Below are 20203 nucleotides of genomic sequence, written 5' to 3'. Positions count from 1 at the left end.
TTCCCGTGAAGACCCTGAAGACCCTGAAGACCCTGAAAGGCACCACACCGCATGAGTGACAAGAAGCCAGTCGTCGTCTATGGCGTATCCGGATACACCGGACGTCTCGTCTGTGAATACCTGCGTGAGTACAACATCCCGTTCATCGCAGCCGGACGCGACAAGGCCCGGGTGCAGGAGGTGATCGACAAGGTGCCCGGCATCGAGACCGTCGAGCACGAGGTGGTCGAAGTAGAGCACACCGTCGAGGCCCTGACCGAATTGTTCACCGGTGCACAAGTTGTCAGCAACATGGTCGGCCCGTTCATCGAGTACGGTCCCGAGGTCGTGGAGGCCTGCCTCGCAGCCGGCGCGCACTACCTCGACACCACCGGCGAGCAGAACTGGGTGCTCGACGCGCAGGAGCGGTGGGGTCAGGCCTTCGCCGACAAGGGTTTGCTCCTGTCCCCCGGGGTCGCACAGATGTACACCACCGGTGAGATCGCTGCGAACATCGCCTTGGAGACACCGGGCCTGGACACGCTCGACATCCTGGTGCTGTGGAAGGGCTTCCCGACCTACGCCTCGACCCAGACGATCTTCACGATCCTCAACGCCGACCACTTCTACCTCGAGCAGAATGAGTACCAGAAGTGGAGCGGCACACAGACTTTCGAGGTAGTGGTTCCCGGGCAGCATGAAACCGCGCTCGCCGTCTCCTGGGGTGGTACGTCACATCCGGTGTGGTTCAAGAACGACCCGCGAGTGGCCAACGTGAAGGTGCAGGGCGGCGTCTTCAATCGCCCCGTCATGGAGGGCGTGGTGCAGACGATGACCATGTTCGAGGAGCAGATCAAGAAGATGTCGCCAGAGGAGCAGGGGCCGGCGCTCGCCGAGATCGCGGCGTCCGTGCAGGCCGGGATGCCACCGCGCGAGAATCCGCGCCTGAACATCTCGCTCGATTCGGTGTACGCCTCGGGCCCGCTGGGGCGTAAACATGTGGTGATCCACGGCAACTGCAACTACAAGCAGACCGGGCTCCTGCAGGCTTTCGCCGCCTATTCGCTGTTGCAGCAGCCACCGCTGAAGACGGGCCTTGCCTCGGCGTGCCAGGCCTTCGGACACCGGAACCTGCTGGGAGTACTCCGTTCCTTCGGACTCGTCCTCGAACCTGTTGTCACCGAGAACCGCTGATGAAACTGGTCGACTACCTCGACAAGGGGGCATCGATCAGTCCCGCGGCGCCGTGTTTGACCACTGGCGGCGAGAGCCTGAGCTATGCGGAGGTGCAGCAGACGTCGCACCGCGTGGCCCGGGCTCTCGCAAGGTCAGGTGTCCGGCCGGGTGACAAGGTGGCGATCCTGTCTGCAAACGACCCGATCGCGTTCTCGTGCGTCTTCGGCATCTCCCGGGCCGGCGCGGTGTGGTGCCCGATCAATCCTCGCAGCGAGGCCTCCGAAAACCAGGAAGTCCTCGGTCGCTTCGACTGTGTGGCACTGATCTACCAGGCCGAGTTCGCGTCGCTGGTCGATCAGATCGCCCCGGGCTTACCGGGTCTGGTGCTACTGGTGTGTCTCGATGGGCAAGCACCGGGTGGGCTGACGATGAGCGAATGGACGGCCGGACTCGGTGACACCCCGGTGGCCGAGGTCGAGTCCCCGGGCGACGTCGCGATGATCGTCGGAACCGGGGGCACCACGGGGCGCCCGAAAGGGGTGCAGCTCACCAATCGAAACCTCGAGACGATGACCGCGATCGTGTTGATGAGCTACCCCTTTGTCGGCAGGCCGCGGTATCTCGCGCTCGCGCCGCTGACCCACGCGGCGGGTGTGTTGTGTTTCCCGATCCTCGCTCTCGGCGGTGAAGTCGTCATCATGCGCACGCCCGACACCGGGGATTTTCTCTCCCACGTCGAGCGGCACCGGATAACTCATACGTTCTTGCCGCCGACACTGATCTACATGGTGCTCGGACACGAGCGGTTGTCGTCGACAGATCTGTCGTCGCTCCAGTGCTTCTGGTACGGAGCCGCTCCCATCTCGACGACCAGGCTCGCCGAGGCGCTCGGCCGAATCGGCCCGGTGATGGCGCAGCTGTTCGGGCAGAGCGAAGCACCGATGATGATCTCCACGATGGCACCGGCCGATCACTTCGACGCAGGCGGCAACGTGGCGACCGAGCGCCTCGCGTCAGCCGGCAAACCTGCACCACTGGTGCAGGTCGCGATCATGGCCGACGACGGCTCGATCCTCGCCACCGGCGAACGGGGCGAGATCGTGGTGCGCAGTTCGCTGGTGATGGCCGGCTATTACAAAGACCCTGACGCCACCGCCGAGGCGTCGGAGTTCGGCTGGCATCACACCGGCGACATCGGCCGGCTGGACGATGACGGTTACCTCTACGTCGTCGACCGGGCCAAGGACATGATCATCACCGGCGGGTTCAACGTGTATTCGACGGAGGTCGAGCAGGTGGTGATGTCCCATCCGGCAGTGCAGGATTGCGCTGTCATCGGCATGCCGGACGAGAAGTGGGGCGAACGGATCACCGCCATCGTCCAGCTCCAGCACGGTGCAAGCGCCGACCCGGACGAGGTCCGCCGCTACGCCCGCGAGCGGCTCGGTGGGGTCAAGGCGCCCAAGGAAGTCCTGATCTGGGACGACCTGCCCCGTTCGAAGGTCGGCAAGGTCCTCAAGACTGAGATCAGAGCGGGTCTCGGCTGAGGTAGTCGATCACCAGGCCGGCGACGACGTCCGGTTGCTCGAGCTGCAAGAAGTGCCCGGCACCCGGCACCAGGCGAACGTCGCTGCCCGGCGGGAGTGTGGCGCCCACCCGGTCGGCGAAGCCTGCCTGCATGCAACCATCGCTGATGCCGTGCAAGTACAGCAGCGGCGTGCGCACCTCATCGAAGCCGGCAGCCTGCAGAGCCCGATACGGTTGTGCGGGCTTGCCCGGCCGCAGCGTCGCCCGGTAGTACCGCAGGACCGCGCTCCGGTGCTCACCGGTGGGAAGAGCGTCGAACACGTGACCCAGATCGTCCGCGGCGTCGTAACCCGGCGACCATCGCTTCCACAACAGCGGGATCAATCTGTCGAGAGACTTCTCGGAGAGCCATGGCAGTTGGACGTACAGCATGTACCAGCTCATGAAGGCCTGCCTGCCGAGCAGTTTCACCAGCTGTGCGGCGCCGTCCCCGACCGACGTGAACGCGCCGACCGGCGGAACAGACATCGACACCACCTTTCGAAAAGGTGATTCCCGATAGGCCGCCAGACCGTTCGAGGTGAGGCAACCCCAGTCATGCCCGATCACCACCGCGCGATCATCGGCCCCTAGCAGCCGGTGGATCTGGACGGCGTCGTACATCAGCGCACCGACGTTGTAGTCACCGTCCGCAGCGAGTGTCGACGGCGCGTACCCACGAGTGAACGGAGCCACCACCCGGTACCCCTGCGCCGCCAGCCGAGGTCCCAGATGGCGCCAGCTGTATGCGGTGTCGGGAAACCCGTGCAGGCACAACGCCAGCGGGCCATCGTCTGGCCCCCAGGCGAAGGCCTGCAGGGTCGCGGTCGGCAACACCAGTTCGATCTGGTCGGCACCGGCCGGTGCGTCGAGGGTCTGTGTCATCAGTCCAGCCAATCCAAAACGGCGGCTGCTGTCCAGGATTGCTGCATGCTGCCCAGCGGCGCACCGGTGAAGGGTTCGTAGTACTCGGCAAATGATCCGTCCTGCGCCTGACGCAGCCCCTCCTCACGCAGGCGTGCTGATCGTTCGGTCCAGCCCCGCCGGGCGAACGCCCAGGAGAACAGCCACGTCATCACCGGCCACACCGGACCGCGCCAGTACTCGCGGGGTTTGAAATCACCGGAGATCGGTGATGTCGACGGTGGTACCGCGTACTTCAGATCGGGATGCCCACAGAATCGCGGGCCCTCGAACAGCTTGACCAGAGCCCGCTCCCGCTCGCGTGGCAGTCCGCCACACAGCAACGGCGCGAACATCGCAATGGTCTCGGTGTTGATCCACCGGCCGGCCTTGATGTCGAAGTCCCTTGCCGCACCATTCCTCTCGGCCGATGCCGCCGCGACCCCCGATCGGAACCGGTCGGACCAGGCTCTGAGGTCGCGGATGTCGGAGCGGGGTTTGGAGTACTCCTCACCGATCGTGGCGAGCACCTCGCAGGCCACCGCGAAGATTGCGCTGACGAACACGTCCTCGATGGCGAAACTCATCACCTCGGGCAGCTTCGCGTCGTCGTAGTTCGCGCGTTTCATCTGCTCGACGAGCCAGAGATAGCGGTCGTATTCGACGTCGCTGGGCCGCATCGAGGCGTCGGCGCCATGGGACAGATCCGCTCGGGTGTACGGCGGCAGGTCAGCGCCGGGGACGACATTCCCGTAGGCGGCGTCCCAGCGCGGCGAGTTGTCCATCCCGGATTCCCAGCCGTGATACAGCGTGATTCGACCGCGTCCCTGCGGGTCCCGGGCATGTGCGAGCCAGCGGTGCCAGCGCACCAGATCACCCCAGCGCCGGTCGAGGAACTCCTCCGCGACCGACCGCGTCGTGCGGCCCTGACGCCGCGAATGGTCGAGAATGCGCTGCACGGCGATCGCGTGCACAGGCGGCTGCGTGATGCCGGAGGTCTGCGGGGACCGGGGCGCGTTGAAGGCCAGCTCGGAGCACTCCCACCGGGCGGGGCCGGGAAAGTAGCCATCGCGCCCGTTCGCGAAGACGATGTGCGGAATCATCCCGTTGCCCCACTGCGCCGAGAGCAACGTGTCCATCTCGACCACCGCGCGCTCCACACTCAGCGGTGCGAGCCCGACCGTGACAAAGGCCGCATCCCAGCTCCACATGTGCGGGTAGAGGCGGGGTGCTGCGCTGGTCATGGTGCCCAGGTCGTTGCCGCGCAGCAGGTAGGCAGCGCGAGCCGACAGCTGGGTGTTGGTGAAGCCGACGGATCTCACATCGACATTCTGGCCCTCCTGACCAGATCGTGCTCGCCCGGTCGCGGTCCCCGGCGCCCTGGTTAGGCTGGCGAGCATGCCAACTGCCTTGATCACCGGCGCCAGCCGCGGGCTCGGAGCGGCCATCGCCCGCGGCCTCGCCCCCACCCACGACCTGCTGCTCGGAGGACGTCCGTCGTCCGAACTCGACGAGATCGCGCTGGAACTCGACGGCGCGGCCACGTGGGAGGTCGAACTCACCGACCACGATGACCTGTACTCCGCCACGGAGATGATCACCTCACTGGACGTGCTGGTGCACAACGCCGGGATCGGGTCGCTGGGCACCATCGAGGAGACACCCGCCGACGAGTGGCGCCGCGTTCTGGAGGTCAACCTGATCGCTGCCGCCGAGCTGACCCGGCTGCTGCTCCCAGCCCTGCGGCAGGCACGCGGCCATATCGTCTTCATCAACTCGGGCGCAGGCCGGCGGGTGAACCCTGGCTGGGGCGCCTACGCCGCGAGCAAGTTCGGATTGCGCGCCCTCGCTGACGCGGTCCGGGGTGAGGAGCCGGATCTGCGCGTCACCACCGTGTTCCCGGGCCGCATCGACACCGACATGCAGCAGGAGATCGTGGCCATGGAAGGCGGCGACTACGACGGGACGCGGTTCCTGGTCCCCGAGACAGTGGCCGCGGCCGTGGTCAACGCCATCCACACGCCCATCGATGCGCACCCGGAAGAGATCGTGCTCAGGCCGACGGGCCGGAGGTAGACCAAACCGAATCTGTAGATCGTTGAGCATGGCTCGCACATGCTGAAAGATGTCGACCATGAGCACTCGAGCCAGAGGCACCGCACTCGTCAGGCGACCGGCCGCATCGTTGGCCGACGGCATCGTCACCTTCATCGAGCGCCAGCCGATAGACCTGGACCTGGCGAACCGGCAGTGGCAGGGCTATGTGGCGGCGCTCGAGGAGGCCGGTTGGCGGATTCGTGAAGTCCCGCAAGATGACTCACTTCCAGATTCGGTGTTCGTCGAGGACACCGTGGTGATGTTCGACGGACTCGCCGTGATCACCAACCCGAAGGCACCGGCCCGAAACCCCGAGATCGTCGCGACCGAGAAGTTCGTGCGGGATCTCGGACTCGACGCCGCCACGATCACCGACCCTGCCACCATCGATGGCGGCGACGTCCTCAAGGTCGGCAAGCGCGTCTACGTCGGCTTGACCGGCAGCACCAATCAGGCTGCTGTCGACCAGCTGACGGACCTGCTCGCGCCCCGCGGCTGGAAGGTGATCGCGGTGCCGGTCACCAAGGCCCTGCACCTCAAGAGCGCGATCACCGCGCTGCCCGACGGCACGGTGATCGGATATGCGCCGGTAGTCGACGATCCGTCGATCTTCCCGAAATTTCTTGCCGTGCCGGAGGAGCCCGGCGCCCACGTCGTGGTTCTCGACAAGAACACCGTGTTGATGAGTTCCGCTGCGCCGGACAGCGCCACATTGTTCATCGACCGCGGCTACGACGTTGTGGTGGTCGACATCTCGGAGTTCGAGAAACTCGAGGGGTGCGTCACCTGCCTGAGCGTGCGGATCCGCTGAGTATCGGGCGGACCCGCTCGCCGAGAAACCGGCATAATCCCGGCAGGTCGGGTTCGTCTTCGGTCGGTTGAATCGCCACTGATGTCACGCCCATCTCGGCCAGCCGGGCGATGGTGGCCGCGATCGTCTCTGCATCACCGGAGACACCGACGTCATCGCGGTCGGACTTGCCCCACCGGACCACCTCCGCGGCGACACGTTCGGCCGCGTCTGGGCCGATGGCGGTGATCAGCGGCACGACTACGGGCGGCATCGTCCTGCCGACGTCGGCGGCTTCCGCTCGGATCAGGTCGCACGCCGCGGCAACCTCATCTTCACCCAGGCCGGCGGTCAGCAGGACACCATCCCCGCGGCGGGCAGCGAACCCCAGCGACCGTGGCCCTTCGCCACCCACCAGCAGTGGGACGCGACCCTCCGGCGGCCAGTTGAGCTTGACCGCGTCGATGTGAAGGTATTCACCGTCGAAAGTCACCTCCTCACCCGCGAGGAGATCTCTGAGCACCGAGTCGTATTCGCCGAGCAGCGTCATCGGTGACGCTGCCTTGACGCCGACCTGCCCCATCCAGTGCTGCACCCCGTGCCCTATCCCGGCGATGACCCGACCGGGAAACAGCCGGTGCAGACTGGCCAGTTCCATGGCCGTGACCCCGACGTTGCGCAGTGGCACCGGGAGCAGCCCGACCCCGACCTTGATGTCGTCGGTCCAGGCCAGCGCGCTCGACGCTGTGACGAGGCCGCCGTGCCGGAAACAGTCCTCCCACAGCCACAATTCGTCGAGGCCGGCGCCCTCGGCCGCCGTTGCCACCTCACGAAGCTGCTCCGGCGCGAAAGCCGGTAGGAACGTGATGCCGAGCGCCGGGATTCCCACCCCACGAAGCTAGCACTGACGCAGATCAGTTCCAGTCGAGTGAGGTTGCGAACGCCACAAGCGCGTCACTGACGTCGTCGGCTTGTTCCATCTGGATGAAATGCCCGGCACCGGAGAAGATCTCGACACCACGCAGGTCCGGCATCATCTGGCGCATCCGATCGATGGAGTCGCGGCCGGCGATGGTCGACACCGGGTCCCGGTCGCCGCAGAGAAAATAGGCGGGCACATCGAGTAGCCGCGGTTCCACGCTCTGCTGCGCCCAGTTGAGGTCGGCGGCCCGATACCAATTGAGGCCCCCGGTGAAACCCGATCTCCGGAACGCCGCGTCGTACACGTCGAGCTCCCCCGATGTCAGCCACGACCAGGGCAGCTCAGGCGCCTCGGGTAGCACGTCGAGGTAGCCGAGCCGGCGGCCGTCCCGCTGACTCGGGTGCTCCCAGATATCGAGGTACCTGTAGTCGCCCGAGAGTGCATGGAAGATGCGCGCCAGGAACTCTCTGGGCCGTCCGTCGAGTTCGACGTCCGCCAGGGCGGGTTGCATGAAGTAGTCGAAATGGAAGAAGTGCTTCTGCGCCAGGTACCCGAACGCTTCGGAGGGCCGGATCGGAATGCGATCCGGTGCGTATGGCATAGCCAGCAAAGCCAAACCCACCACCCGTTGCGGGTACTCCAAAGCGAGCGTCCACGTAGTCGGTGCACCGAAGTCATGTCCGACAACGACGGCGCGTTCGACGTCCAGCGACTCGAGGAGGGCATCAAGGCGACCGGTGGCAGAGAGGTACGTGTACTCGGCTACCGCCGCCGGTGAATCGGTGCCGCCGTACCCGGGCATGTCCGGGGCGATGACCCGGAACCCCGCAGCGACCAGTGGCTGCACCTGATGCCGCCAGCTGTACGCCAGACCGGGGAACCCGTGGCACAACAGCACCACCGGCCCCGAGCCCTCGTCGATGAATGCCCACCCGAAACCGTCGACCGTCAGCCGGCGGTACTGCATCTACAGGGTCTGCAGATCTTCCGCACTCCAGACCGCCCGCATCGTCTTGATCTTGCCCGCGTCGTCGAAGACCATGATGTCGACCGGCGTGATCTTGAATGCCGAGCCGCCGGCTTCGGTGATCAGGGTGAACTCGAAGACCGCGGTGTCGCCGGCGATCTTCGACCAGTGGAGTTCGGAGGTGACCTTGTCCATCGCGGCGATCACGCCGTAGAACTCGATCAGCGATTCACGGGTGTTGCGGATGTCGGCACCGATGGGGTCCTCGACGGTCGCGTCGGCGGCGTACAGGTCTGCGACCTGCTCCGGGGTGCCGTTTGCGACCAGGTCCACGTAGGACTCGACAACCTTCTTGATTTCTTCGGCACTCGGCATATCAGCATCTCCTCGGGGATTAGAACGTGTTCTAGTTCGAGGACGTTACCCTCACTTGGCGGGAGGCGCGGTCAATTCGATGTTGATGTCGTCGGGGTCTTGGAACGACATGATGAAGCCGGCGCCGTCGAGGTCTGTGATCTCACCGCGAGTGATACCGGCGCCGTCGAGCGCTTTCGCCGCAGCCTCCAGGTCGTCGCGCGAGTCGACGGCGAAGCTGACGTGATCGAGGCCGGTCGTGGTGGAGTCGAAGGTGTCGGAGCCGACGGGACGTAGGCCGAACAGAGTGCCCTGCGGGGTCGCGTAGATGGTGCCGCCGTAGAACTTGTCGGGCGATTCACGCACCCCGTTGTCGTCCACCGACTCCGACGAATCGATGACGATCGGCCAGCCGAACAACTCGTCGTAGAAGGCCTTGGAGCGGGCGATGTCGGTGACCGTCAGACGGACGTGTGCGAATCCAGAGCTTGTGATGAGTGGCATGACACGACGTTACCGGTCATCGCAGGATCGGTCGAGGCTGATTCGGGATGAATAACGCTGTACGACAACAGGATAGGAACATTCGCACAGCCGTCGAGGCACCCACATCCGTGGGTGCCTCGACGATGGCTTTGTTGGCGTGTGGCCGGAGTTTCGGGTCAGCGGGCCTGGTCTGCGGCAGCGGCTTCGCTGTTGGCGCCGGCGTTGGACAACTCGCCTGACGGGTTCTCGAGGTGTGCGCGAACGAACCACTGGAACTTCTCGAGTTCGGCGGTCTGACCGATCAGGATGTCCTCGGTCACCGGGTCGATGTCGCCTGCGACAGCGATGGCTTCCCGGTGGGAGGTGATGAAGCCGACGTACACCAAGTCGAGTGCGCCCAGGTGCGCCTGCACGGTGTCCCGGCCCACTGAGTAGTCACTCCACGACCGATCTTCTTCGATCGCCTTAGCGGTCCCGCGGGGCGATCCGCCGAGGGTGGCAATGCGCTCGGCCAGGGTGTCGGCATAGCCACGCGCCAACTCGACCTGGGGATCGATCATCTCGTGGACGCCGATGAAGTTGGTACCCACGACGTTCCAGTGGATGTGCTTCAGGGTCAGATGCAGATCGTTGAACGCGCTGAGACGTTCCTGCATGACGGAGATCAATTTCTTGGTGGCGTCATCCGAGAGGCCGGGTGCTGTGAAAGTCATGACTTCCGGGTGCCCAGCCGACCCGCACCCCAAACCTCGGGTCGACCCACCGCGACCGAATTGCGACCTTCCGGTAACAGAATGATAACGGCGGGCTTCGCAGACGGTGGTCGCCTGTGGTTGTCTAGCCCTATGGCGGTAGCGCGAGCAATCACTTGGTGACTCGAACCGACGGCGAGGGAGTCTTCGGAGGACTCGATCTCGTGCACCAGTACGCGCCCGTAAGGCGTCTTGCCGACGGGGCGCTCGTCGCTGCCGAACTACAGATCACCGGCCATCCGGGCTCAGCTGTCTCCACCCCTGAATCGCTGCGCCGCACCGCGCGCCTCATGCAAGAATCCGTCGTCGTGGATCGCCGGAAGCTGGCGCTCGCCGGGGACAACACCACCGAGACCGAGTTCCCTCTGCTCCTGACCGTCGATATCGGTTCGATCGATCACTCGGCGGCGCCAGGGCCCTGTCGGCAACTCGCCTCCGTGGATCCCGACGAGTTCCTCCGGCGGCCCGACGACATGCTCGCCGCGGTCGAGCGGGCACGAGAGGCCGGTCACCTGATCTGTGTAGATCTGCTGGGCATCACGAACCGCGCCATGACCTTGTTGTGGCTGATCGACCCCGACGTCATCATCATGACGGCCGAACTGCTCGCCCGAGACGATGCCGCGACGGCACAACTCGCGCACGGTCTGACCGCACACGTGGAGCGCAGTGGTGCACTCGTCATAGCCGAAGGCGTCGACACCGAGGCCAGGCGGCTCGCGGCGCAGACGATCGGTGCGGACTACGGCATCGGTGCCCTGTTCCCACCGACCACCGAGCTGACTCGGTTGGCCAACGAACCATCGGAACCGCTGCCGCTGCAGCGGTCGCGCAGACACCCCAGCGAAGCCGCAACGACGCCGTACCTCATAGCGTCCGCCGAACACAGGTCGCGCCGCGGCGACAAACGACTCCTGATCGAGATGAGCAAGGCGCTCGAGGTGCAGGCGTCGAACGCAGGGCCCGGGGTACTGGTCCTCGGGACCTTCCAGGAGGCCAAACAATTCACTCCGCTGACGGCGAAGCGCTGGCGGGTACTGGCCGACAAAGCGGGCTTCGCCGGCGTCTACGGCGTCGGGTTGTCCCACATCATCGACGGCAACGTTCAGCACGCACCACTCGACCCCAACGACGACCTGGTCAACGAATGGACGGTCGTCGTGCTCGGACCGCACTCGGCGGCTCTGCTCGCGGCGCGCGACCGCGACGATGACGTACCCGACCTCGACCGGACCTTCGACGTGGTGCAGACCTACGACCGGGACCTCGCCACCCGCGCCGCTCACTCCATCCTCACCCGGTTCACGTCCCCGGTCAGCGACTGACACCATGGCCACCCGCCCCGGTCCGGTCGACCTGCGCACCTACGTCGACGCCGACGAGGTCCTGGCCCGCGGTCGTGCCCTCCGCTCCGAACTGCCCGCGTCCGCGCATGACCACCGCGCGGCCGGCCCCGACCGCCCGGATGTCCTCGACTACATCGCCGACAGCAACGTCGGCAGGCTCGCCGATCTGACACCACTGCGGATCGGGCGGATGACGTTGTCTCCGTTCGCCTTCTTTCGCGGCGCGGCCGGTCTGATGGCCGCGGACTTCGCCGGGACACCCGACAGCGGGCTGCAGGCTCAACTCTGCGGCGACGCCCACGCCGCGAACTTCGGGCTCTACGGCACTCCCGACGGCCAGATCGTCATGGACATCAACGACTTCGACGAGACGATTCCCGGCCCCTGGGAGTGGGATCTGAAACGGTTGTCGGCCAGTCTCGTGTTGGCCGGCCGCGTCGGCGGGGTGTCCGAACAGGGGTGCCGCGATGCAGCCCAGGACGCCGTGAAGTCATATCGCAAGACGATGCGCACGCTGGCCGAGGCGCCCTTCCTCCGGTCATGGTCAGCGCTGTCCGATGCCTCGATCCTCGACAAGGTCAAGGCAGACGCGCTGCTCGACGACTTCGACGAAGCCTCGAAGAAAGCCCTTCGCAACACCAGCGAGAAGGTCGTCGCCAGGTGGACCGAGCACCTCGAGGACCACACGACCGGTATCCGGCGGCATCGGTTCGTCACCGATCCGCCCATTCTCACCCGGGTCGATGCAATCACGGCCGACCGAGTCACCGCAGGGCTCAACGACTACGTCGACACCTTGCGGGAGTCGAGGCGCAACCTGATCTCGCGGTTCGCCGTGTCCGATGTAGCTTTTCGTATCGTCGGCACGGGCAGCGTCGGGCTACGCAGCTATGTGGCGCTGCTGCACGGCAACCGTTCGGAAGATCTCGTGTTGCAGATCAAGCAGGCAAAGCAGTCGGCCCTGGCTCCGTACGTCCAGGCCGAGACCCCACGGCACGAGGGCAAACGCATCGTCCGCGGCGCCCGGATGGTGCAATCGGAGACCGACATCCTGCTCGGCTGGACCACCATCGACGGTCTGCCCTACATCGTTCGGCAGTTCCGAAACCTCAAGGGCGACATCGATCCGACGTCACTGAAGCGGAGTCTGCTCGACGACTACGGTCGGCTGGCCGGCGCTCTGCTGGCGCGGGCACATGCCCGCTCGCTCGATCCGCGACTGCTGGCAGGTTATTTCGAGGACGGCAAAGCACTGGACAGAGACATCGGGAGCTTCGCGGTGCGGTACGCGGACCAAACCGAACGCGATCATTCCGAACTCGTGGCCGCCGTCGCGGCAGGCGCGATCGAAGCGGCCGACGGCTGACTGGCTAGCCTGAGAACGTGAGCGCAGAACCCGGCAAAAGCCCCATCTCTTCTCCACCGACCGTGGTGCTCGCAGGGTGCGCACAGCTGCCCTCCGGCGATGGCGATGACGACGGACTGATCGACGCCCTCACCGCGGCCGGGCTGTCGGCCCGCTGGCTCGCCTGGGACGACCCGGAGATCAACACGGCCGACGGTGTCGTACTGCGGGCCACCTGGGACTATCCGGAGCGGCTCAGCGAGTTCCTGGCCTGGGCCGACGGTGTCGACCTGCTGATCAACAGCGCGGCGATGGTGCGGTGGAACTCCGACAAGGGGTACATGCTCGACCTCGAGGCCGCCGGTATCCCGATCGTCCCGACAGCGGTGTTCGCCCCGGACGAAACGGTGTCGATCCCGGACGGCGAGGTGGTGGTGAAGCCCGCCGTCGCCGGAGGCTCACGCGGTGCGGCGCGATTCACCGACCCCCGGCACGCGGCCGACCACGCCGCCGGACTGCAGGCGGCCGGCCACCGCGTGCTGGTGCAACCCTTCGACGCTGCCGTGAACGACGGCGAGACCGCACTGGTCTATATCGCGGGCCAACGCTCGCACGCGTTCACCAAGGGACCCATGCTGCCCGAGCCCGGCGAGGAGGGCCAACTGGATGAGTCCGGCCTCTACCTGATCGAATCCCTGACTCCGGCAAAGCCTTCGGACGATCTCTGGGAACTCGGCGACAGCGTCCTGACCGCAGCCGCAGCGGCGGTCGGTGTGATGCCTGCCAGTCTCCTCTATGCCAGGGTCGACCTCCTCGGCACCGGTGAGTCCGGTCCCCGGCTACTGGAGTTCGAGGCGGTCGAGCCTTCGCTGGGCTGGCGACAGCTCCCCGCGACCGAGCGAGGACCGGCGATGGCGCGGTTCGCACTCGCCACCGCGGCTGCGCTCGCGCGCCGGTGACTCTCACGAGGTGACTCACGACGTGACCGTGGCCGGCCGGACCTCTGCCATCTCTCGGCGAGCACGCTTGCGATTCACCAGGATCCCGATGGTCGCGACGATCCAGACGGCATATTGCACCGTCCAGGCGACCCGGAAGCTCTCGAACGAGTAGCCGCCCATCGCATCGATGATGACGCCCATCGCCTGCATCACGAGCAGCGAGGCGATGAAGCCGCCCATGTTGACCATGCCCTGAGCGGTTCCGAGCATGCTGCTGGGATTGAAGGTGCGCGCGAAGTCGAAGCCGATCACCGAACCGGGGCCACCGATCGAGACGACGACGACCAACATGATCAACAGCCATAGCGGCGCCGGGCCCGGCAACAGCAGGATGATCGTCCACATCAGCGCGTTGCTACCCATGATGAACAGGACCAACCGCGAGCGGCGCGCGGGGAATCGGCCGGTGAGCAGCCCGATGACCACGCCCGACAGCACGATTGCCACCACCGAGATCGTCAGCAGCCCACCGGCCAGACCGGGCGAAAGGCCCTGAGCGGTCGTCAGATACGGGATGCCCCACATCAGTGCGAACACCGTGATCGAGAACTGGGTGCCCATGTGCGCGAAGAAACCGAGTCGGGTGCCGGGACGTTTCGCGACCGCCTTGACGTTGCCGAGCGAACCCCGCACCGACACCTTCTGCGCGATGACAGCGGTCCCGCGCGGAGCGTTGCGCACCAGCGCCAGGGTGAGCACCGCCGACAGGACGCCGAGCGCGGCAGCCGAGATGAATGCGGTGGTCCAGCCGCGTGCGTCCAGCAGCGCCAGGAACGGTACGGCCGACAACACCTGACCGAGCTGACCGGTGATCCCGGTCAGCTGGGTGATCAGCGGCACCCGCTTCGGGGTGAACCATCGAGGGACGAGGCGCAGCACCGAGATGAACGTGAACGCGTCGCCGACCCCGACGAGCGCCCGCGCCGCGATGGCGAGTGGCAGTTCCTCCGTCAACGCGAGGGTCATCTGCCCGGACGCCATGATCAGCGCACCGGCAACGATCATGGCCCGAGAACCGAATCGATCGAGCAACAGCCCCGCCGGGATCTGCATCGCCGCGTAGACGATGACCTGCAGCACCACAAAAGAGGACAGCACGCTGGGGGATGCGGAGAAGCGATCTGCGGCGTCGAGGCCGGAGACCCCGAGTGTGGTGCGATCGAGGACGGCGACGATGTAGACGAACACTCCCGTTGTCCAGACGACCCAGGCGCGCACACACCAATCGTAGGGGGTCGACCAACGGGTCGCGGACGTGGATGATTGGCGGGTGCCTGCCTCGGACGATGCGCCAGATCCCGCGACCACCCTTCCGGGCTCGGTCGATGCGCGCTTCACGCTCGCCGCCGAACGTACCGTGCTGTCGTGGTTCCGAACCGCGCTCGGTCTGGTCGCCGCCGGCCTGGCCGTGATGCACGTGCTGCCCGACTACTCGACGCAGACCTCCCGCGACCTTCTCGGCATCTGCCTCGTCGCCTTCGGGACGGCAACGGCGATCGCAGGCGGATTGCGGTGGCGCCAGACCACCAACGCGCTGCGCGACGGCGGACCGATGCCGGGACCGCTCCCCATCTGGGCCCTGATCTCGCTGCTCACGGTGTTCTCCGTGCTCGCCGCGATCCTGGGTCTGCAGTCTCGATGAGCTGTGGAACACCAGAGCGCCGGGAGTCGTTGTACACATCGAATGCGTCCCGCAGCCAGCGGTGACGAATCCTGAGGAGGACCCACGTGTCGCAGCAATACCGTAAAGACCCGGACGCCATCGCCCGGCTGACCCCGGACCAGTTCGCCGTCACCCAGAAGTCGGCCACCGAGCCCGCCTTCCGTAACGAGTTCTGGGACAACCACGAGGCCGGTCTCTACGTCGACATCGTGTCCGGAGAGCCCCTGTTCACGTCGACGAAGAAGTTCGACAGCGGATGTGGCTGGCCGAGCTTCACCCACCCCATCGACCCGGCGAACGTCGTCGAGAAATCCGACAAGGGGTTCGGGATGATCCGCACCGAGGTGCGGTCCGCTCATGGCGACAGCCACCTCGGTCACGTGTTCAACGACGGACCCGTCGATCAGGGCGGTCTGCGTTACTGCATCAACTCCGCAGCCCTGCGGTTCATCCAGGTCGCCGACCTCGAGGCCGAGGGTTACGGCGACTACGTCGAGCTTTTCAACACCCAGGAGGCAAAGTAGATGACCGACAAGGCAATCCTCGCGGGCGGCTGTTTCTGGGGCGTCCAGGATCTCGTTCGCAAGCAACCCGGTGTCGTCTCCACCCGCGTCGGGTACACCGGTGACGACAGCAAGCCGAACGCCACCTACCGCGATCACGGCAACCACGCCGAAGCCCTGGAGATCGAGTTCGATCCGGAGCAGACCAGTTTCCGCGATCTCCTCGAGTTCTTCTTCCAGATCCACGACCCGTCGACCAAGAACCGGCAGGGCAACGACCGCGGGGCCAGCTACCGCTCGGCGATCTTCTACACCGACGACGAGCAGAAGCAGATCGCTCTCGACACCATCGCCGACGTCGATGCGTCGGGTCTGTGGCCCGGCAAGGTCGTGACCGAGGTTGTCCCGGAAGGCCCCTTCTGGGAGGCGGAGCCCGAGCACCAGGACTACCTGCAGCGCATCCCGAACGGCTACACCTGCCACTTCGTGCGCCCGGGCTGGAAGCTCCCGCACCGCGCGGATGCCGCCACCAGCTAGAACTCAATGCTCACTGACTCTGCGGCGGGACGCCTACTGGTCATCTCCGGAAGTACGCGTTCGGAATCGGCCAACTCGGCGCTCTGCCGCACTGTCATGTCCTTTGCATCGGGCGAACTCATCGTCGATGGCGTACTCGACGTCGCGATGCTGCCGCACTTCAATCCAGACGACGATCACGAGCCACTCCCTGCAACCGTCAGTGCGCTCCGCTCCGCGATCGCTGCCGCCGATGCTGTGCTGTTCTGCAGCCCGGAGTACGCGGGAACACTGCCGGGGTCGTTCAAGAACTTGCTCGACTGGACGGTGGGCGGGAACGAACTGACCGGCAAACCCGTCGCGTGGGTGAAAGTCGCCCCGGATGCACGCAGGGGCGAGGGTGCCCACGCCACGCTCGCCACGGTCCTCGGCTATGTCCAGGCCGTCGTCGTCGACGATGCCTGCCGCCATATTCCGGTGACCAGTGAGCTGATCGGGCCGGACGGGTTGATCACGGACGCCGTCACCCTCCGCGCGATAGAGGAGACGGTCCGCGCTGTGCTGCCCGCATGAGCCTGCGACTCCTTCGACGCGAAAACTAGTGTGATCAGACCACACCCGATCGAAGGAAACGCGATGCCCCAGCGCCGACTCCCCAAAGTCCACGATCTCGCGCCGCTCATGCAGTTCAAGAAGCCGAGCCTCGACTTCAAGGCGAACCGGCTCGCGAAGGCGCAGACCGTGTACGACCTGCGCCGCATCGCCCGACGCCGGACCCCGAAGGCCGCCTTCGACTACACCGAGGGTGCCGCCGAGGCGGAGATCTCACTCGGCCGCGCGCGGCAGGCGTTCGAGGACATCCAGTTCAATCCGTCGATCCTGCGGAATGTCGCCGAGGTGTCGACCGGCTGGGACGTCCTCGGCGCGCCGGTCGCTCTGCCGTTCGGGATCGCCCCGACCGGGTTCACGCGGATGATGCAGACCGAGGGCGAGATCGCGGGAGCCCACGCGGCTGCCGCACACGGGATCCCGTTCTCGCTGTCGACGATGGGCACGACCGGCATCGAGGACGTCAAGGCCGCGAACCCCGATGGTCGCAACTGGTTTCAGCTCTACATGTGGAAGGACCGCGATCGGTCCATGGCTCTCGTCGACCGCGCCGCAAAAGCCGGCTTCGACACACTGTTGGTGACCGTCGATGTCCCGGTCGCCGGGGCCCGTCTGCGCGACAAGCGAAACGGCTTCTCGATACCACCGCAACTGACGCTGGCCACCGTCGCCAACGCGATCCCGCGCCCCTGGTGGTGGTACGACTTCTTGACCACCGAACCGCTCTCCTTCGCCTCGCTGGACCGCTGGTCCGGGACCGTCGGCGAACTGCTGGACACGATGTTCGACCCCACCGTCGACTTCGACGACCTGCGCTGGATCCGCGATCAGTGGCCCGGCAAGGTGGTGGTCAAGGGCATCCAGAGCCTCGACGATGCGAAGAAGGTCGCCGAGGTGGGCGTGGACGGGATCATCCTGTCCAATCATGGTGGACGCCAACTCGACCGGGCACCCATCCCGTTCCATCTGCTGCCCGAGATCGTCCGCGAGGTGGGCAGCGAGTACGAGGTGCACCTCGACACCGGCATCATGTCCGGCGCCGACATCGTCGCCGCCATCGCCCTCGGCGCCCGCTTCACCCTGCTCGGCCGCGCCTATCTGTACGGATTGATGGCCGGCGGTGAGGACGGCGTGAACCGCATGATCGAGATCGTCGGCGAGCAGGTCGCGCGGACCATGCGCCTGCTCGGGGTCAACGCCCTCGAAGAGCTGGGCCCGCAACACGTCACCCAGCTGGTACGGCTGGCGCCGCGAATTCACACGTCGTTGTCGCCGACCCCATAGATTGTGCTCATGCGGCACAGACTGAAGGCCTGGCTCCTGAGTGACATCACGGAAGAGCCGGCCGGCCAGCTCGGACCGCTACGCAAGCCCACTCGCGAGGAGCACAAACACTCCTGGTGGAAGGTCATGTGCCTCACGGGCGTCGACTATTTCTCCACGCTCGGCTATCAGCCCGCCATCGCGGCCCTTGCCGCCGGGTTGCTCGCGCCGCTGGCGACCCTCGTCCTTGTCCTGCTGACCCTGTTCGGGGCGCTGCCGGTCTATCGCCGGGTGGCCAGGGAGAGCCCACACGGCGAGGGTTCGATCGCCATGCTGGCCAGCCATCTCCCGAAGTGGGGCGGCAAGCTGTTCATCCTGGTGTTGCTGGGGTTCGCCGCCACCGACTTCTTGATCACGATGACGCTGTCGACCGCCGACGCATCTGCCCATGTGATCGCCAATCCCTTTGCGCCCTCGTTTCTCTCGGGCAAGCAGGTGATCGTCACCATCGTGCTGTTGATTTTGCTCACCGCGGTGTTCCTCAAAGGTTTCACCGATGCGATCGGCATCGCGGTCGGCCTGGTCACGGTGTTCCTGACCCTCAACTTCGTCGTGATCCTCGACAGCTTCTGGGAGATCGCCCAGAACACCCACCTGATCACCGAGTGGCGATCAGCCCTCACCACCGAACACAGCAACCCTTGGATGATGATCGCCATCGCGCTCATCGTGTTTCCCAAGCTGGCGCTGGGTTTGTCCGGATTCGAGACCGGAGTCGCGGTGATGCCCCAGATCGAGGGCGATCCCGGTGACACCGAAGAGAACCCCCGCGGCCGGATCCGCGGGGTGCGCCGCCTCCTGACAACCGCGGCGCTGATCATGTGCGGCTTCCTCATCACCTCGTCGATCGTGACCACGATCTTGATTCCGCAGAAGGAGTTCGAGGCGGGCGGCGAAGCCAACGGGCGGGCCCTGGCGTACCTGGCCCACGAGAACCTCGGCAATGTGTTCGGCACGATCTACGACCTGAGCACCATCGCGATCCTCTGGTTCGCAGGCGCATCTGCACTGGCCGGACTGCTCAATCTCGTGCCCCGCTACCTGCCCCGCTTCGGAATGGCCCCGGAGTGGGCGCGCGCGGTGCGACCGCTGGTCCTGGTGTTCGGTCTGATCGCCGTCTTCGTCACCGTCTACTTCAAGGCGAGCGTGGACGCCCAGAGCAGCGCCTACGCCACCGGCGTCCTGGTCCTCATCACCTCGGCCACCATCGCGGTCACCATGTCTGCGCACGCCCACCATCACCGGTCGAGAACGTGGATGTTCGGTGTCGTCGCCGCGATTTTCGCGTACACCACCATCGTCAACATCGTCGAACGTCCCGAAGGCGTCCAGGTCGCCTCGTTCTTCATCGGCGCCATCCTGGTGGTGTCCCTGCTGTCGAGGATCAACCGAGCTTTCGAATTGCGCGCCACCTCGCTCCAGTTCGACGAGACAGCAACGGAATTCATCAACGAGGCAGCAACGTGGGGCCCGGTCGAGATCGTCGCGCACGACCCGCATCCCTTCGACATAGAGGAGTATGCCGACAAGGCGGCGCAACAGCGGGCGGACAGCAGGCTCGGCCCCGAGGCCCACATCATCTTTCTCGAGGTCAACGTGACCGATTCGTCAGAGTTCGCCACCGATCTGCTCGTGCACGGCCGCCTACGTGGACGTCACCGGGTGCTGTGGGTGGACAGTCCGGCCGTCGCGAACTCGATTGCGGCGATCATGCTGCGCATCCGTGATGAGACCGGCACCAACCCGAATGTGTATTTCGAGTGGTCCGAAGGTAATCCGCTGCTGAACCTGCTGCGGTTTCTGTTCATCGGGATGGGCGAGGTGGCACCGGTGACCCGTGAGGTGTTGCGCCGGGCCGAACCGACGGTTGCGAACAGGCCGCGGGTCCACATCGGTTGAGGCCGG

General features: G+C 65.7%; 21 protein-coding genes. 13 read left to right on the top strand and 8 right to left on the bottom strand.

The window, feature by feature from the left end:
• Nucleotides 1–51: 51 nt before the first annotated feature.
• The gene (locus DFR67_RS09160) at nt 52–1173 is read left to right on the top strand and encodes a DUF5938 domain-containing protein (RefSeq protein ID WP_110469199.1); all 1122 of its coding nucleotides are present in this window, start codon (nt 52–54) and stop codon (nt 1171–1173) included.
• Nucleotides 1173–2702, top strand: coding sequence for an acyl-CoA synthetase (locus DFR67_RS09155; RefSeq protein WP_110469198.1), 1530 nt, complete (start codon nt 1173–1175; stop codon nt 2700–2702). The genes DFR67_RS09160 and DFR67_RS09155 overlap by 1 nt, the downstream gene beginning before the upstream one ends.
• Here DFR67_RS09155 and DFR67_RS09150 read toward each other — a convergent pair.
• Together DFR67_RS09150 and ggh are read right to left on the bottom strand one after the other, a co-directional pair.
• On the bottom strand, nt 2683–3606 hold the full coding sequence (locus DFR67_RS09150) for an alpha/beta fold hydrolase (RefSeq protein ID WP_110469197.1): 924 nt from the start codon (nt 3604–3606) through the stop codon (nt 2683–2685). The genes DFR67_RS09155 and DFR67_RS09150 overlap by 20 nt on opposite strands.
• A complete protein-coding gene (gene ggh, locus DFR67_RS09145; RefSeq protein WP_110469196.1) occupies nt 3606–4946 on the bottom strand; it encodes a glucosylglycerate hydrolase in 1341 nt (446 codons plus the stop codon). The genes DFR67_RS09150 and ggh overlap by 1 nt, the downstream gene beginning before the upstream one ends.
• A 76-nt stretch (nt 4947–5022) precedes the next feature.
• On the opposite strand from ggh, the gene DFR67_RS09140 reads away from it, so the two are divergent.
• Together DFR67_RS09140 and ddaH are read left to right on the top strand one after the other, a co-directional pair.
• Nucleotides 5023–5700: an SDR family oxidoreductase gene (locus DFR67_RS09140; protein ID WP_110469195.1), complete on the top strand. Its 678-nt coding sequence runs from the start codon at nt 5023–5025 to the stop codon at nt 5698–5700.
• A 58-nt stretch (nt 5701–5758) separates the two neighbouring features.
• On the top strand, nt 5759–6532 hold the full coding sequence (gene ddaH / locus DFR67_RS09135) for a dimethylargininase (protein WP_110469265.1): 774 nt from the start codon (nt 5759–5761) through the stop codon (nt 6530–6532).
• Here the strand turns inward: ddaH and DFR67_RS09130 are convergent.
• The 5 genes from DFR67_RS09130 to DFR67_RS09110 form a co-directional block, all read right to left on the bottom strand.
• On the bottom strand, nt 6504–7400 hold the full coding sequence (locus DFR67_RS09130) for an LLM class flavin-dependent oxidoreductase (RefSeq protein WP_245937831.1): 897 nt from the start codon (nt 7398–7400) through the stop codon (nt 6504–6506). The genes ddaH and DFR67_RS09130 overlap by 29 nt on opposite strands.
• A 25-nt stretch (nt 7401–7425) precedes the next feature.
• Nucleotides 7426–8400 (bottom strand): alpha/beta fold hydrolase, encoded by a 975-nt coding sequence (locus tag DFR67_RS09125; protein ID WP_110469194.1) that lies wholly within the window; start codon nt 8398–8400, stop codon nt 7426–7428.
• Nucleotides 8401–8775: a nuclear transport factor 2 family protein gene (locus tag DFR67_RS09120; RefSeq protein WP_110469193.1), complete on the bottom strand. Its 375-nt coding sequence runs from the start codon at nt 8773–8775 to the stop codon at nt 8401–8403.
• A 51-nt stretch (nt 8776–8826) separates the two neighbouring features.
• Nucleotides 8827–9258, bottom strand: a complete 432-nt coding sequence (locus tag DFR67_RS09115) for a VOC family protein (RefSeq protein ID WP_110469192.1) — start codon at nt 9256–9258, stop codon at nt 8827–8829.
• 158 nt (nt 9259–9416) lie between these two features.
• Nucleotides 9417–9953, bottom strand: coding sequence for a Dps family protein (locus DFR67_RS09110; RefSeq protein ID WP_110469191.1), 537 nt, complete (start codon nt 9951–9953; stop codon nt 9417–9419).
• 158 nt (nt 9954–10111) lie between these two features.
• Between DFR67_RS09110 and DFR67_RS09105 the strand changes: the two genes are divergently transcribed.
• From DFR67_RS09105 to DFR67_RS09095, 3 genes are read left to right on the top strand one after another with little or no spacing between them, the layout of a single operon-like run.
• Complete coding sequence (locus DFR67_RS09105; protein ID WP_110469190.1) at nt 10112–11317, top strand: EAL domain-containing protein; 1206 nt, start codon at nt 10112–10114, stop codon at nt 11315–11317.
• A 4-nt stretch (nt 11318–11321) separates the two neighbouring features.
• Entirely contained in the window at nt 11322–12704 is a 1383-nt protein-coding gene (locus tag DFR67_RS09100) for a DUF2252 domain-containing protein (protein ID WP_110469189.1), read from the top strand.
• A gap of 17 nt (nt 12705–12721) precedes the next feature.
• Nucleotides 12722–13642, top strand: a complete 921-nt coding sequence (locus tag DFR67_RS09095) for an ATP-grasp domain-containing protein (RefSeq protein WP_245937830.1) — start codon at nt 12722–12724, stop codon at nt 13640–13642.
• 15 nt (nt 13643–13657) lie between these two features.
• Here DFR67_RS09095 and DFR67_RS09090 read toward each other — a convergent pair whose 3' ends face one another.
• Nucleotides 13658–14902, bottom strand: a complete 1245-nt coding sequence (locus DFR67_RS09090) for an MFS transporter (protein ID WP_110469188.1) — start codon at nt 14900–14902, stop codon at nt 13658–13660.
• 52 nt (nt 14903–14954) lie between these two features.
• Here DFR67_RS09090 and DFR67_RS09085 point away from each other — a divergent pair, with 52 nt between their 5' ends.
• From DFR67_RS09085 to DFR67_RS09060, 6 genes are all read left to right on the top strand, one after another.
• Entirely contained in the window at nt 14955–15326 is a 372-nt protein-coding gene (locus tag DFR67_RS09085; protein ID WP_245937829.1) for a YidH family protein, read from the top strand.
• An 86-nt stretch (nt 15327–15412) separates the two neighbouring features.
• Entirely contained in the window at nt 15413–15871 is a 459-nt protein-coding gene (gene msrB / locus DFR67_RS09080; protein ID WP_110469186.1) for a peptide-methionine (R)-S-oxide reductase MsrB, read from the top strand.
• Nucleotides 15872–16387, top strand: coding sequence for a peptide-methionine (S)-S-oxide reductase MsrA (msrA, locus tag DFR67_RS09075; RefSeq protein WP_110469185.1), 516 nt, complete (start codon nt 15872–15874; stop codon nt 16385–16387). It begins immediately after the preceding gene.
• Between the two features lie 6 nt (nt 16388–16393).
• A complete protein-coding gene (locus DFR67_RS09070) occupies nt 16394–16939 on the top strand; it encodes an NADPH-dependent FMN reductase (RefSeq protein ID WP_110469184.1) in 546 nt (181 codons plus the stop codon).
• 63 nt (nt 16940–17002) lie between these two features.
• Nucleotides 17003–18259, top strand: coding sequence for an alpha-hydroxy acid oxidase (locus tag DFR67_RS09065; protein WP_110469263.1), 1257 nt, complete (start codon nt 17003–17005; stop codon nt 18257–18259).
• A 9-nt stretch (nt 18260–18268) separates the two neighbouring features.
• On the top strand, nt 18269–20197 hold the full coding sequence (locus DFR67_RS09060) for an APC family permease (RefSeq protein ID WP_110469183.1): 1929 nt from the start codon (nt 18269–18271) through the stop codon (nt 20195–20197).
• Nucleotides 20198–20203 lie beyond the last annotated feature (6 nt).

This window comes from Williamsia limnetica (assembly GCF_003217475.1).
GTDB classification, from domain to species: Bacteria; Actinomycetota; Actinomycetes; order Mycobacteriales; family Mycobacteriaceae; genus Williamsia; species Williamsia limnetica.
The sequence above is the reverse complement of the archived record's forward strand: the minus strand, read 5'-3'. Positions and strand labels throughout refer to the sequence as shown.

Excerpts from the sequence above, each read along its gene's own strand:
- DFR67_RS09115 (WP_110469192.1), bottom strand. The coding sequence starts at position 9,258 with ATGCCACTCATCACAAGCTCTGGATTCGCACACGTCCGTCTGACGGTC.
- ddaH (WP_110469265.1), top strand. The coding sequence starts at position 5,759 with ATGAGCACTCGAGCCAGAGGCACCGCACTCGTCAGGCGACCGGCCGCA.
- DFR67_RS09060 (WP_110469183.1), top strand. The coding sequence starts at position 18,269 with ATGCGGCACAGACTGAAGGCCTGGCTCCTGAGTGACATCACGGAAGAG.
- DFR67_RS09120 (WP_110469193.1), bottom strand. The coding sequence starts at position 8,775 with ATGCCGAGTGCCGAAGAAATCAAGAAGGTTGTCGAGTCCTACGTGGAC.
- DFR67_RS09065 (WP_110469263.1), top strand. The coding sequence starts at position 17,003 with ATGCCCCAGCGCCGACTCCCCAAAGTCCACGATCTCGCGCCGCTCATG.
- DFR67_RS09140 (WP_110469195.1), top strand. The coding sequence starts at position 5,023 with ATGCCAACTGCCTTGATCACCGGCGCCAGCCGCGGGCTCGGAGCGGCC.
- DFR67_RS09110 (WP_110469191.1), bottom strand. The coding sequence starts at position 9,953 with ATGACTTTCACAGCACCCGGCCTCTCGGATGACGCCACCAAGAAATTG.
- DFR67_RS09160 (WP_110469199.1), top strand. The coding sequence starts at position 52 with ATGAGTGACAAGAAGCCAGTCGTCGTCTATGGCGTATCCGGATACACC.
- DFR67_RS09150 (WP_110469197.1), bottom strand. The coding sequence starts at position 3,606 with ATGACACAGACCCTCGACGCACCGGCCGGTGCCGACCAGATCGAACTG.
- DFR67_RS09155 (WP_110469198.1), top strand. The coding sequence starts at position 1,173 with ATGAAACTGGTCGACTACCTCGACAAGGGGGCATCGATCAGTCCCGCG.
- DFR67_RS09100 (WP_110469189.1), top strand. The coding sequence starts at position 11,322 with ATGGCCACCCGCCCCGGTCCGGTCGACCTGCGCACCTACGTCGACGCC.
- DFR67_RS09125 (WP_110469194.1), bottom strand. The coding sequence starts at position 8,400 with ATGCAGTACCGCCGGCTGACGGTCGACGGTTTCGGGTGGGCATTCATC.
- msrA (WP_110469185.1), top strand. The coding sequence starts at position 15,872 with ATGACCGACAAGGCAATCCTCGCGGGCGGCTGTTTCTGGGGCGTCCAG.
- DFR67_RS09070 (WP_110469184.1), top strand. The coding sequence starts at position 16,394 with ATGCTCACTGACTCTGCGGCGGGACGCCTACTGGTCATCTCCGGAAGT.